Below are 13,891 nucleotides of genomic sequence, written 5' to 3' on the forward strand. Positions count from 1 at the left end.
AGTCCCGGCAAAGACGAGCATAATGTCTTCAAGCTCTTATGGGACATCATATGCCTGCAATGATACGCGCGGACGTGCAGTCCCTGACCGACTTGGTCTATGGGGCACTGCTCGGGGAAACCAGCTGGCAGGATTTTCTGGATACGCTGAACACGCGCATGCCGGATGGAAAATCGACGCTGTTTTTTCACGATGCCGTTCTCGGCTCCGGCGGGCTGTCGCTTTCGTCGGGTCTCGATGGCTCGGCAGCCGAAGCCTACAACACCCATTTCAGTACCGTGAACCCATGGATGGCGAAGGCGGCCGTACGGCCCGTCGGGCTCGGCGTGATCGCCGATCAGATGCTGCCGCATGAAGAGCTGTTGAAAACCGAATTCTATCACGACTACCTGCGCAGCATCGATTGCCGCAGCAGCATCGGCGTGACGATCATGCGGGAGAAGGGCCGGTCCTTCAATCTCTCGACGCTGACCTCAAGCACCGACACCGGCTATAACCGCACCAATGCGCAGGCGCTGACCGAGCTTGCCCCGCATCTTCGGCGGGCTTTCGATTACCTGCGCCGCGCGCGAAGCAACGAGGCAGGCGGCAAGCCGCTGCTCGATGCGATCGGCGTCGGGCTGATCTATCTCGGCGAGGAGCGCAAGGTGCGCTCGATGAATGCTGCCGCACAAAGGCTGCTCACCGAAGGCTGCGGCATCAGTGTCACGCCAACCGGACGGCTCAATGTCAACGACGCTGGTATCAACGAGCAGCTGCGCGCGACCGGCCATTCCAGCGAGCCGCTGCAGCCGGTTTGCAGCGGGCGCATCGGCAATGTGAAGTATACGCTGGTTCGGCTGCAATCCGATTTCATGAGCGAGTTCCTGCAGGAGCCGACATCGGCGTTGATCATCGAACGCTCCGGCGGCACCTGCGCCCATTTGAACGACAGGCTGAACGGCAACGAGCACCTGACCGCCGCCGAACTGCGCATTGCCTCCTCCATCGCCAGCGGCCTGTCGCTGCGCGATACGGCGAAGCTCAACGACATCAGCTACGAGACGGCACGCTCGCACCTGAAGAACATCTTCTCCAAGCTTGGCGTCAACAGCCAGGTGGCGCTGGTGCGGCGGCTGATCCCCTAACGCTAGCTGCGGCTGGCGCGCTTTCCGGCGAAGAGGTCGGAATAGCTCTTCAACAGCTTCGTCATGCGATCGGCAACCGCGCGGATTTCCGGCCGGTGGCGGTCTTCGTTGTTCATGACGATCCATTGGCGATGCCGCAATTCCGGGATTTCGGCGCCGAGACGCTGTAGCTCGGGATCGAGATCGCCGACGAAACAGGGCAGGACCGCCCTGCCCGCACCCGCCCGCACCAGATCCGGCAGCGATCGCGGCCGGTTGACGGTGGCGGCGATCGGGCCGGATGCGTTTCGATAAGGCCAGCGCAGATAGCCGGAGATCGCTTCGTCTTCGGCAACGGCCACCCATTGCTCGGCGGCGTCGGCGGCATTGCGCCTGACATAGACGGCATAAGCGACCTCGCCGAGCAGGCGGGCGGCAAGGTTCGCCTCTTCGGGCTCGAAGGCGCGAATGCCGATATCGCTTTCGCGGTAAGAGAGATTAGCGCGCGTTTCGCCGATTGTCAGCGAGACGGAGAACGGATCGCCAGGCATGCGGATCGCTGAAAAATTCTCGGTCAGCAACCAGGCCACCCATGTTCCGGCAGCGATCCTGACCGTTGCCCCACCCTCGCCCGACTGCCGCCAGGCATCTATCTTGCGGGCAGCGGCTTCCATTTCCTGCAGATGGTCGAGCAATGCCTGTCCGTCCGGGGTCAGGCGATAACCGGTCTGGCTGCGGACAAACAGCGTCCGACCGGTGTCCTGTTCGAGTTCGAGCATGCGGCGGCCGACGGTAGCCGGGCTGAGCCCGCTGGTACCGCTCGCGCCCGTCAGCCCGCCGAGGCGCGCCACCTGCAGGAAAAGCTGATAGGAATCCCAGGTCGTGTTTTTCATCGGTGAAAATCATATGTCGATTTCGCGTGTTTAAGAAGCGATTTTTGATGTGTATCTGAAGTGATGTCTCGTAAAACGGAGGACATCATCATGATCGACCAGATCGCCATCGCCAACATGATCGGGCTGTCGCAGGGCGGGCGTATTTGCCGCCAGACGTCGGAGGACGAATTCTACGAGCAATATGGCAACTCGCGGATTGTACGGGCCATCGCGTGGCTGACGGATATCGGCCTCAAAAACAAAGGCCGCGCTGATGAGGCGCGGCCCAGGACCATTCATTCAATGCATGCCGATCAGGCGGCCCGTCTTGCCGGACGGTGAGCTGCGGCAGCGTTGCCGATGCGGAACTGCTGGAGCAGGCCCATCAGCGCGTCGGCTTCGTCGGCGAGCTGGCGGCTTGCCTGCGTCGTCTCCTCGACCATCGAAGCGTTCTTCTGGGTCATCTGGTCCATGGCATTGACCGAACCGTTGACCTCCTGAAGAGCGGCCGACTGATCCTGGCTGGCCGTGGCAATCGTCTCGACATGCTTGCTGATGACGATGATCTCCTGGCTGATCGAAGCCAGGACATTGCCGGTCTTCTGCACCAGCTCCGAACCAGCCGTAACCTCGCGGGTCGACTTCTCGATCAGACCCTTGATCTCGCGGGCGGCATCGGCCGAGCGCTGCGCCAGTTCGCGCACTTCCTGCGCGACAACGGCAAAGCCCTTGCCCGCTTCACCCGCACGGGCGGCTTCGATACCGGCATTCAGCGCCAGAAGATTGGTCTGGAAGGCGATGTCGTCGATGACTTCGATGATCTGTTCGATCTTCTGCGAGGCTTCCTCGATACGCCCCATGGCAGCCACGGCATCGCCGACCACGGCGCCGGAGCTGTCGGCGGTCTTCTTGGTCAGCGCCACAGTGTTGTTGGCCTCGCGGGCCCGTTCCGCGGAAGAGCGGACGGTAACGGTGATTTCCTCGACGGCTGCAGCCGTCTCTTCAAGGTTGGCGGCCTGCGCCTCGGTGCGCTTGGAGAGCTCACCGGCAGAGGCGAGCATCGCGCCGCTATTGCGCTGGATGGCGTTGGCATTGTCGCGGATGCTCGACAGCGTGTCCTGCAGACGCAGCAGCGAGCTGTTGAAATCAACGCGCAGCTGCTCGAGGCGGCCGACGAAAGGCGTTTCGATGGTTTCCGAAACATCGCCCTGCGCCAGACGGCCGAGACCGGCGGCGAGCTGGTTGACGGCGAAGTCAATCTGGCCGTCGAGCGTGCGCTTGTCGGCGTCGTTGCGGGTGCGCTCGGCTTCCGTCAGCGCGCGCTGTTCGGCGGCCTGGGTTTCCAGGTCCTGGCGTGCCTTGGCGCTGTCGCGGAAGGCTTCCAGGGCGCGGCCGATCTCGCCGAATTCGTTGCGCTTGTCGACACAGGGAATGGCACCGGAGAGATTGCCCGAGGAGATCGCATGCACCGTCTTCGTCAGCGCCTGGAGCGGGCTGACCGTCCGGCGGATGGCAAAGAAGGCAAGCAGGCTGACGGCCAGCATCACGGCAGCACCTGCGCCGATGACGAGGACCTGCAGATGCTGCAGCCGGGCGAAATAAACTTCCATCGGAATGCCGATGAAGAGGATGCCGATATTGGCGCCGGCGGCATTCTTCACCGGGAAATAGCCGGTCATGTAGTTCTTGCCGAACAGGACAGCCGGGCCGTAATAGGCGTCGCCCTTGGCAAGCACCGTCTGCGCCGGATGATCGGCGGCAAGCTTGGTGCCGACAGCGCGGCTGCCGTCTTCCTTCTTCACATTGGTCGAGACGCGCACATAGTCGCTGCCCTGCTTGTCGAAGATCGTGGCGACGCCAGCGATCGCCTGAGCCGTGCGATCGACCAGCGAGTGGTCGGTGAATGCGGGGATCTTTTCTTCGGTGACGGTGGCGAGCTGCGAATCCGTGACCGTGATCGTGGCGCTCTGATCGCCTGCGCCATAGAGGATGGCCATGGTGCGGTTTGCGTCCCTGGCATCGGAGACGGCGTTGTCCATCACATAGCGGCTGAGGTCGTAATAGGTCACGGCAACGATCGCGCCGGTGCTGACCACAAGCAGACCGAGTGTGATCGCGACCGCCTGGCGGACGATGGATGTCGAGAAAAAGCGCAGCATGAGGGCCCTCTGCAAGATGAATTGCAGATACTCTATGCGTTAAACGTTAAAGAAAATTTTCCTCTAATTACCTGAAAAAATGCAATAAATTTCATAAGTATGATAATTTACCTATGTCTTTTCCCACATCGGTAGAAAATATGGCCTGTCGCAGCAAGAACACAACCATGGCGGATATTTTCCAAGTCATTGACGTTGTTCGACAAACAGAAAACGGCGCCACGCGGCGCCGTTTTCTTCATCTGGTTTTCGGCTGGGATCAGGCAGCGCGGTAATAGGCCGTGTGCGATTCGCCTTCGATCTTGAACTGCTGCACGAGAGTAAGCAGGCTGTCTGCCTGGGAAGCGAGTTCGCGGCTTGCTGCCGTCGTCTCTTCCACCATGGCGGCGTTCTGCTGGGTCATCTGGTCCATCGAGTTGACGGTGGCGTTGACTTCCTGCAGCGCACCGGACTGATCGTGGCTGGCGCGGGCGATCATTTCGACATGCTGGCTGATGGTGACGATCTGCGCGCTGATCTTCGCCAGCACTGTGCCGGTTTCCTGCACCGACTGCGAACCGGAGCTGACTTCCGTCGTCGATTTGTTGATCAGGCCCTTGATCTCCTGCGCGGCAGCGGCGGAGCGCTGGGCAAGCTCGCGAACTTCCATCGCGACGACGGCAAAGCCCTTGCCCGCCTCACCGGCGCGCGCAGCTTCGATACCGGCGTTCAGCGCCAGCAGGTTGGTCTGGAAGGCGATCTCATCGATGACACCGATGATCTGCTCGATCTGTCGCGACGCATCTTCGATACGGCCCATGGCATCGATCGCCTTGCCGACGACGGTTGCCGAGTCATCGGCGCTGCGCTTGGCCTTACGGACGATCTGGTCGGCATCCTTGGCGCGCTCGGCAGACGAGCGGACGGTAACGGTGATCTCGTCGACGGCAGCAGCGGTCTCTTCGAGCGAGGCAGCCTGCTGTTCCGTACGCTTGGCAAGATCTTCGGCCGACTGGGCCATCTGGTTGCCGTTGCCCTGGATCATCTGCACATTATCGCGGATCTGGCTCATGGTCTCCTGGAGGCGGAACATCGAGCCGTTGAAGTCTTCACGCAGCTGCTCGAGGCGGCCGATGAACGGCGTGTCGATCGTCGTGGAGATATCGCCCTGCGACATGCGCTGCAGACCGGCGGCAAGTTCGTTGACCGCGTATTCGATCTGGCGGTCCATCTCGCGCTTTTCGGCATCGTTGCGCTGGCGCTCGTGCTCCGCGGCCTGACGCTCCTCGTCGCTCTGCTCCTCGATGCGGATCTTGGAGATCGCATTTTCCTTGAAGATCCCGAGGGCGCGGGCGATGTCGCCGATTTCATCGTAGCGCTGCTCACCGGAGATATTGGTGTCGAGCGCGCCCTCGGCGATGCGGCGCATCGCAGCGGTGATCTGGCCGATCGGGCGCTGCAGGGTCAGAACCAGGGCGATGCCGCCGATGATCGAAACCAGGATACCGAGGCCGGTGGTGCCGACGGAGATGCTGTTCGCCTGCTCGCGCTCGGCGCCAGCCGTCTGCTTCTGCAGTTCGGCGAAGCTGGTCAGCTGACCCCAGACGCTGTCGAGTTCCTGGCGGGCAGCGGCATAATCGCTGATGCGCTGATTGATGACATCGACGAGGCTCTGCGCGTCCTTGTCCATCGAGACGAGCGCGGGAGTAATCGCCGAGATGATGTCACCGGCAAAGTCCATGCCCTTGGCGCTGGCCTGCAGGGTGTTCAGCATGGTGTTGAGGGTCGAGATTTCCTGGTTCAGGCGAACCCGGTTCTCCTTGGTCGGCTTGGCGCTGAAATCGGCGAGCACCAGCTGTAGCGAATAGATCGACGTTTCCAGACGGCGGGTGTCTTCCAGAACCGAGTTGGTCTGGGCGATACGGCTGTCGAGCTGAACGAAGGTGGTCGTCGCTTCGCGCATCATCTGCGTGGCCGTCAGCTGCGTGTAGGTGGACATCTGGCGGAAGCGGGAAACGAGACGGCCGAGATTGGCAACGCCGTCATCGGAGCCGGCATCGGGCGCGGCGGCTTGCGTCTTCAGATCGCTGATGGTCTGGGCCATCGACTGCGTCATGCTCTTCTGGTTCTGCGGAACCGAGATTTCGATCATCCGCTGAGCCTTGATGATCGTCGGCAGCGCCGTCGTCACGACCTTCAGCTTGTCGGCAGGAAGCTGCGCCTTGTTGAAGTCGTTCATGGCGGTTGCCAGCGTATCGCCGCCCTTCAGCAGACGGTCGGCGGCGCGAAGCGTTGCGGTCGCGTTGCCTTCGTCGGTGCGCACGCTCTCTTCGAGCTGACGCGCGTCGTAGCTGACGTTAAAGCGGTTGGTGATCATCACCTTCTGGGCGTCGTCTATCTGCTTGCGCAGCGCGACTTCCTGGTCATGCAGCGTCCAGAGTTTGCCGACGGTGCCCGAAATGGCGCTGGTGCCGTCCATCGCAGCCTGCAGATTGTCGCGGCCGGCATTCTCGCCGATCTGAGACAGGGTGGCGTTCAAAGTTTCGCCCTGTGTCTTGATATCCGCGTAGAGCTTGTCGCGAGCCTGCTCGTTGGTGTTCTGCAGGAAGTCATCCATGGAGCCGTAGAGATCCTTGAAGCCGCTCAGCGACTGCAGAATGCTGTTCGAAATTTCCATGCGCCCTTGCAGCATGCCGGAGGCGTAAAGGCCGGTGAGGCCGACCGCCGAGATGGCGACGACGAAAGGCAGAACGAAGATCAGGACTTTCGTCTTGATCTTGAAGCGCGACAGGATCTTATCAATGAACATGGCTATACCGGCCTTCCATACACCACTCCTCCCACCGGCTGCTGTTGCTGCGCCGGTCGAGTGCATCGAGCTGACTTTTTTGGAATAATGGGAAACCCGAGGGCTCAGGCGGCAATCATTGCCAAGTCATCGCCGCACGAAACGGGATGCCCATAGTTTCAGCAAGTGTGACAGAAGAGATATTAATTTTCGGATAAGCCAAATCGTTTGAAATGGCCTTTCCGATCAACGCCATGCGGCTGCACGCCAAGGGCAGACCGCAAATTATATGATAATTCGGAAAGGTCAGACGGCGTGCGCGATCACCAAGGCGATAATCGCAGCGGTTGCGCCGGTGGCGAGCATGAGAAAGCGGAGCGTCGCGAGTTTCGTGTCAGGCTTTGCCTGGGCGATTGCGATGGCGCGGGCGCGGCGTGTGTTCCTATTCATCTAAAGGACCTCACTTTTCTCAATACTGTAACAATCCATCAAAATGGCTGTGCGGTAAAGCTTTAAATGGGAAGCTTGTTCCATCGTTGCCATTGAGACACGATGGCGCACCCGGCTTAAGAAGTCTTGAATCTATTTGCCCGGATTCGAGCCTATAAGGATTCACCTGCAGCAAAACCCGAGGCCCAGGCCCACTGGAAGTTATAGCCGCCGAGCCAGCCCGTGACATCGACGCATTCGCCGATGAAATAGAGGCCAGGAACGGCCTTCGCTTCCATCGTCTTCGATTCCAGCGTTGATGTGTCGATGCCGCCAAGTGTCACTTCCGCCGTGCGGTATCCCTCGGAGCCAGACGGCTTGACCGTCCATTTCTGCGCGGCGTCCGCAAGCCGCGTCAGCGCCTTATCGGAGAGGTCGGCCATGTTGCCGGAAATGCCTTCGCGCTCGACGAGGTATTGGGCGAGACGCTTCGGCAGGATGTCCGCCAGCGCCGTCTGCGCCGACTGGCGGCCATTCGTCTGCTTGGCTTTCTTCAGATGCTGGAGCAGATCGACATCGGGTTCGATATCGACGGTGATCCCCTCGCCTTCGCGCCAATAGGACGAGATCTGCAGGATCGCCGGGCCGCTGAGGCCACGGTGGGTGAAAAGCAGCGCTTCCCGGAACGCCGTCTTGCCGTGGCGGATTTCAGCCGGAGCGGCGATGCCCGAGAGCGGCGCGATCGCTTCCAGCAGCAGCGGATCAAGCGTCAGCGGCACCAGGCCGGGGCGGGTCTCGGTCATCGGAAGCCCGAACTGCTCGGCGATCCGATAGGCAAAGCCGGTGGCGCCCATTTTCGGGATCGACTTGCCGCCGGTGGCGATCACCAAGGAAGCGCACTCGTAGGCGCCTTCCGAAGTATCGACACGAAAACCTTCGTCCGTCTTTTCGACACCGAGGATTTCGGTGCGCAACTGCCATTCGGCGCCGGCCGCCCGCATCTCGTCGAGCAGCATATGGATGATATCCTTGGCGCTGTCATCGCAGAACAGCTGGCCGAGCGCCTTCTCGTGCCAGGCGATCTTGTGCCTGTCGACCATGGCGACGAAATCGGCGGGGGTGAAGCGGGCGAGCGCCGACTTGCAGAAGTGCGGGTTGGCGGAGAGAAAATTCTTCGGCCCTGCATGGATATTGGTGAAATTGCAGCGGCCGCCGCCAGAGATACGGATCTTCTCGCCGGGGGTCTTGGCATGGTCGAGAACCAGAACGGAGCGGCCGCGCTGGCCGGCGCGGATGGCACACATCATGCCGGCGGCGCCCGCGCCGATGACGATCACATCGCTCTTCCGTCTCAAGCCGGTTTCCTTCCGTAAAGTGTGCCTTCTTTTTCTATCAAATGGCGAAAGTCAACGCCTCTACCCCCCTCGCCAATTGCCAAACTCTGGCTATTATGGCCTTCCGATCAACGTAACCGGTGTGTCATGTCTCCAAAAAAGACAACGCTTAAGCCTGCCAAGAACGTTAGCCCCACGATCAAGACTCCCCCTGACCCTGGGTCGTCGCGCGGCGTAGCGAACTGGAAGGAAGCGGCACAGTGGCTACGGGCACGCGGCATCGAAGACATCGAATGCATCACCCCCGACCTCGCTGGCGTTCCGCGCGGCAAGATGATGCCGACATCGAAATTCACCTCCAACACCTCGCTTGCCCTGCCTTCGGCGATCTACCGCCACACGATCTCGGGCGCCTATCCCGAGGAGACGGAAAGCTTCCGCTATGAGCCGCGCGACAGCGACCTCAAGCTGGTCCCCGACCTTTCGACGCTCTCCGTCGTGCCATGGGAAACCGACCCGACGGCGCAGGTGATCTGCGATATCGTCAATTCCGATGGCGGCGAAGTGTCCTACACGCCGCGCAACGTGCTGAAGCGCATCATGGGCCTCTACAGCGCCCGTGGCTGGAAGCCTGTTGTCGCGCCCGAAATCGAGTTCTATCTGGTCGCCACCAACGATGACCCCGACTACCCGCTGCATCCGCCGAAGGGCCGCTCGGGCCGTTCGATCCTCGGGGGACAAGGCTATTCGATCGCCGGGATCAACGAGTTCGACGAACTGATCGACGATATCTACCATTTCTCGGAGAAGCAGGGTCTCGAGATCGATACGCTGATTCACGAAGAAGGTCCGGCGCAGCTCGAAATCAACCTACGCCACGGCAATCCGATCGAGCTTGCCGACCAAGTCTTTATGTTCAAGCGCACGATCCGCGAAGCGGCGCTGAAGCATGGCATCTTCGCGACCTTCATGGCCAAGCCGATGCAGGGGCAGCCGGGTTCGGCGATGCATATCCACCAGTCGGTGGTCAACGAGGAGACGGGGAAGAATGTCTTCTCCAACCCGGATGGCTCACCCTCGAAGGAATTCTTCCACTTTATCGGCGGCATGCAGAAATACGTGCCGAGCGCGCTGGCGATGCTGGCACCCTACGTCAACTCCTACCGCCGCCTGGCGCCGAACATGTCCTGTCCTGTGAACAACGCCTGGGGCTACGACAACCGCACGACGGCCTTCCGCGTTCCGGTTTCCGATCCGCAGGCGCGCCGCGTCGAGAACCGGCTGCCGAGCTCGGATGCCAATCCCTATCTGGCGCTGGCGGCTTCGCTGGCTTCGGGTCTGCTGGGGATCATGAAGGAAATCGAGCCGACGGCACCGACGGAAGATGCCGCCAACGAAGGCTCGATCGACCTGCCGCGCGGATTGCTGGAAGCCGTGGCGCTGATGGAAGACGAGCCGGCCTTCGAAGAGGTGTTCGGCGCGGAGTTCATCGGGCTCTATGCCGGCGTCAAGCGCGGCGAGTTCGAGACCTTCATGGAAGTGATCAGCCCCTGGGAGCGCGAGTTCCTGCTGCTCAACGTGTGAGGAGGCATTCCTCATGGCGGTGAAGCAAGACTGGCAGAGCCCGATCGCGCCCGGCGTTTCCTGGTATCAGGCAACGGCGGGCGAGCGGCCGACCTATCCGGAGCTCGACGGATCCAGAACCTGTGACGTCGCCATTGTCGGCGGCGGCTATACCGGGCTGCAGGCGGCCTACAATCTCGCCAAGGCGGGGGTATCGGTCGTGCTCATCGATGCCAACCGCTTCGGCGACGGTGCATCCGGCCGCAACGGCGGCCAGCTCGGCACCGGCCAGCGCTGGTGGCCGGAGGAACTCGAAGAGAAGATCGGCTACGAGCGCTCCAAGGCGCTGTTCGACCTGGCGGAGGGTGCAAAGAAGCACCTGCTCGATTTCGCCAACGAACATCAGATCGACATCGAGTTCATGCCCGGGCAGATGAACGTGGCGCACAAGGAGAGCTACAAGCGTTCATATGCCGAAAATGCCGAGATCGCAGCCTCGCGCTACGATTATCCGCATGTGCGCTTTATGGACAGGGAAGAGACGCAGGAGCGGCTGGGGTCGAAGCGCTATCATTGTGGCGTGCGCGACACCGGCACCGGACATATCCACCCGCTGAAACTGCTGGTCGGGCTTGCCCGCGTCGCCGCCAATGCCGGCGCTCAGATCTTCGAGATGACGCCGGCAAGCGCCGTCCGCAATGACGGCGGCAAGGTGAAGATCGATACTCCGAGGGGAACGATCACCGCGGACAAGGCGCTGATTGCCTGCAACGGTTACATCGGCAATCTTGAGCCGGTGACGGCAAGCCACGTCATGCCGATCCGCTCCTTCATCGGCGCCACCGCGCCGCTGGAGAACTTCCCCTCCGTGCTGCCGGGCGGCGAAGCGGTTGCCGACTCGCGCTTCGTCGTGCGCTATTTCCGCAAGTCGAAGGACGGGCGGCTGCTGTTTGGCGGGCGCGAGGCCTATACCTCCGACAACCCGCGCGACATCACGGAGCACATCCGCCGCCAGATCGCCGAGATCTACCCCGTATTGAAGGACGTCGAGATCACCCATGCCTGGGGCGGCTCGGTCGGCATCACCCTGCCGCGGCAGCCCTTCGTGCGCGAAGTGATGCCGAATGTGACATCGATCGGCGGTTATTCCGGCCATGGCGTGATGCTGTCAAATTACTGCGGCAAACTTTATGCAGAAACGGTTCTTGGAAAATCAGGGGAACTCGACCTCTTCAAAGGGCTCGATATCCCGGCCTTTCCCGGCGGACCAGCCATGCGGGCACCGCTGCTTTTCCTAGCCTTGTCCTGGTTCGCGCTGCGCGACAAGTTTTAGGGCGATTGCGGGATTTCCTCTCGGGTCAATTCGCTTTAAAACCGGGACCCGAGAGATTCATTGCATCGCACACTGGCTTTTTTAAATCGATTAGATTAAAACGGCCGCCAACCAGACTGATTGAGAGAAAAGCTCATGAGCAGCCAGATCATTCCCGTTGAACCCTTTGATTATGTCGTCTTCGGCGGCAGTGGCGACCTTGCCGAGCGCAAGCTCCTGCCCGCCCTCTACCACCGCCAGATCGAGGGACAGTTCACCGAACCGACGCGCATCATCGGCGCTTCGCGCAGCCCGCTGACCGACGAAGAATACCGCAAGTTCGCCCAGGACGCCCTCAAGGAGCATCTGAAGAAGGGTGAATATGACGAAGCGGAAGTCGAAAAGTTCTGCAAGCGTCTGCATTACGTATCGGTCGATGCCCGTTCGGACGCCGGCTGGGACAAGCTGAAGAAGCTGCTCGACGACGGCAAGGATCGCGTTCGCGCCTTCTACCTCGCGGTTGCGCCTGGCATCTTCGGCGACATCTCGCAGAAGATCCACGAACACAAGCTGATCACCAAGTCGACCCGCATCGTCGTTGAAAAGCCGATCGGCCGCGACCTCGCATCGGCGCTGTCGTTGAACGACAGCATCGGCAAGGCCTTCAAGGAAGAGCAGATCTTCCGCATCGACCACTATCTCGGCAAGGAAACGGTGCAGAACCTGATGGCGCTGCGCTTTGCCAATGCCCTCTACGAACCGCTGTGGAACGCCAACTACATCGACCACGTACAGATCACGGTTGCAGAAGCCGTCGGCCTCGAAGGCCGCGCCGGTTACTACGATACGGCAGGCGCGCTGCGCGACATGGTGCAGAATCATATCCTGCAGCTGCTTTGCCTGACCGCGATGGAAGTTCCCTCCTCGATGGATTCCGAAGCCGTGCGCGACGAGAAGCTGAAGGTGCTGCGCGCCCTGAAGCCGATCAACGCCTCGAATGTCGAGCAGATGACGGTTCGCGGCCAGTACCGCGCCGGCGCCTCCGGCACCGGCCCGGTCAAGGGCTATCTCGAAGAACTCGAAGGCGGCGTTTCCAACACCGAAACCTTCGTCGCCATCAAGGCCGAGATCAACAATTGGCGCTGGGCCGGCGTTCCGTTCTTCATCCGCACCGGCAAGCGTCTTGCCGGCCGCATGTCGGAGATCGTCATCACCTTCAAGCCGATCCCGCACTCGGTGTTCGACCAGTCGGCCGGCCGCATCAGCCAGAACCAGCTGATCATCCGCCTGCAGCCTGACGAAGGCGTCAAGCAGTCACTGATGATCAAGGATCCGGGTCCGGGCGGCATGCGCCTGCGCAACGTTTCGCTCGACATGAGCTTCGCCGAAGCGTTCCATGTCCGCAACCCGGACGCCTACGAACGTCTGCTGATGGACGTCATTCGCTCCAACCAGACGCTGTTCATGCGCCGCGACGAAGTCGAGGCGGCATGGGACTGGGTCGACCCGATCCTGAAGGGCTGGGAATCCACCGGCCAGCTGGTTCAGGGTTACACCGCAGGCACCTGGGGCCCGAGCCAGGCTATCGCGCTGATCGAGCGCGACGGCCGCACCTGGCACGACAACATCTAGGATTGAGAGCGATGGCAGCGACCATGCATGCTTTTGCCAATGCCGCGGAACTGGCCGCCAACCTTGCAGACAAGGTTGCGGACACGCTTTCCAAGGCGATTGCAGCGAAGGGAACGGCTACGATCGCCGTTTCCGGCGGTTCCACGCCGAAAGCCTTCTTCCAGGCGCTTTCGACGCGCGACCTCGACTGGCCGAAGGTAACGATCACGCTCGTCGACGAGCGCTTCGTGCCTGAAACCAGCGACCGCTCGAACCATCTGCTGGTTGCCAGCAACCTGCTGCAGAACAAGGCAAAAGCAGCGCGGTTCCTGCCGCTCTTCCACAACACGGGCTCCGCGGAAAGTGCCGCGAAGCTTGCCAGCGCAGAGACGACATCGGTCGGCAATCCGTTCGATATCGTCATCCTCGGCATGGGGGGCGATGGCCATACGGCTTCGTTCTTCCCGGGCGGCAACAATCTTGCGGTCGCGCTCGATCCGAAGACGCCGCGCGGCATCATCACTATGGAAGCGCAGGATGCCGGCGAGCCGCGCCTGACCTTCACCTTCTCCAGCCTTCAGGATGCCAAGCTCCTGGTGCTTCATATCGAAGGCCAGGGCAAGAAGGACGTGCTGACGAAGGCTGAAGGCGCCGGAGACGAGGCAGAGATGCCGATCCGGGCCGTGCTGCGGCGGGCGGCAACGCCGGTCGATATCTACTGGGCTCCGTAAGACC

11 protein-coding genes are annotated in these 13,891 nt (G+C 61.3%); 6 read left to right on the forward strand and 5 right to left on the reverse strand.

Annotated features, from left to right (window positions below):
- Positions 1-50: 50 nt before the first annotated feature.
- The gene (locus tag J2X43_RS07425; protein WP_310292829.1) at positions 51-1,127 is read left to right on the forward strand and encodes a helix-turn-helix transcriptional regulator; all 1,077 of its coding nucleotides are present in this window, start codon (positions 51-53) and stop codon (positions 1,125-1,127) included.
- 2 nt (positions 1,128-1,129) lie between these two features.
- Here the strand turns inward: J2X43_RS07425 and J2X43_RS07430 are convergent, their stop codons facing one another.
- A complete protein-coding gene (locus J2X43_RS07430; RefSeq protein ID WP_310292832.1) occupies positions 1,130-1,999 on the reverse strand; it encodes a LysR family transcriptional regulator in 870 nt (289 codons plus the stop codon).
- Positions 2,000-2,089: 90 nt separating this feature from the next.
- Between J2X43_RS07430 and J2X43_RS07435 the strand changes: the two genes are divergently transcribed.
- The gene (locus J2X43_RS07435; RefSeq protein WP_310292835.1) at positions 2,090-2,323 is read left to right on the forward strand and encodes a hypothetical protein; all 234 of its coding nucleotides are present in this window, start codon (positions 2,090-2,092) and stop codon (positions 2,321-2,323) included.
- On the opposite strand, the gene J2X43_RS07440 is transcribed toward J2X43_RS07435, so the two are convergent.
- From J2X43_RS07440 to J2X43_RS07455, 4 genes are all read right to left on the reverse strand, one after another.
- Positions 2,296-4,140, reverse strand: coding sequence for a methyl-accepting chemotaxis protein (locus J2X43_RS07440; protein WP_310292837.1), 1,845 nt, complete (start codon positions 4,138-4,140; stop codon positions 2,296-2,298). The two genes, J2X43_RS07435 and J2X43_RS07440, sit on opposite strands and share 28 nt — an antisense overlap.
- A gap of 259 nt (positions 4,141-4,399) precedes the next feature.
- Positions 4,400-6,928, reverse strand: a complete 2,529-nt coding sequence (locus J2X43_RS07445) for a methyl-accepting chemotaxis protein (protein ID WP_310292839.1) — start codon at positions 6,926-6,928, stop codon at positions 4,400-4,402.
- Positions 6,929-7,213: 285 nt separating this feature from the next.
- Positions 7,214-7,357, reverse strand: coding sequence for a hypothetical protein (locus tag J2X43_RS07450; protein WP_310292842.1), 144 nt, complete (start codon positions 7,355-7,357; stop codon positions 7,214-7,216).
- Between the two features lie 152 nt (positions 7,358-7,509).
- On the reverse strand, positions 7,510-8,643 hold the full coding sequence (locus J2X43_RS07455) for an NAD(P)/FAD-dependent oxidoreductase (RefSeq protein WP_310293761.1): 1,134 nt from the start codon (positions 8,641-8,643) through the stop codon (positions 7,510-7,512).
- A gap of 174 nt (positions 8,644-8,817) precedes the next feature.
- On the opposite strand from J2X43_RS07455, the gene J2X43_RS07460 reads away from it, so the two are divergent.
- The 4 genes from J2X43_RS07460 (at position 8,818) to pgl (ending at position 13,887) form a co-directional block, all read left to right on the forward strand.
- Positions 8,818-10,254 (forward strand): glutamine synthetase family protein, encoded by a 1,437-nt coding sequence (locus J2X43_RS07460; RefSeq protein WP_112387643.1) that lies wholly within the window; start codon positions 8,818-8,820, stop codon positions 10,252-10,254.
- A gap of 13 nt (positions 10,255-10,267) precedes the next feature.
- Complete coding sequence (locus tag J2X43_RS07465) at positions 10,268-11,566, forward strand: FAD-binding oxidoreductase (RefSeq protein ID WP_310292845.1); 1,299 nt, start codon at positions 10,268-10,270, stop codon at positions 11,564-11,566.
- Between the two features lie 135 nt (positions 11,567-11,701).
- Complete coding sequence (zwf, locus tag J2X43_RS07470) at positions 11,702-13,177, forward strand: glucose-6-phosphate dehydrogenase (protein WP_112387641.1); 1,476 nt, start codon at positions 11,702-11,704, stop codon at positions 13,175-13,177.
- A gap of 11 nt (positions 13,178-13,188) precedes the next feature.
- Positions 13,189-13,887, forward strand: coding sequence for a 6-phosphogluconolactonase (gene pgl, locus J2X43_RS07475; RefSeq protein WP_310292850.1), 699 nt, complete (start codon positions 13,189-13,191; stop codon positions 13,885-13,887).
- The last annotated feature ends 4 nt before the right edge of the window (positions 13,888-13,891 follow it).

The organism is Rhizobium sp. BE258, from assembly GCF_031457345.1.
GTDB lineage: Bacteria > Pseudomonadota > Alphaproteobacteria > Rhizobiales > Rhizobiaceae > Rhizobium.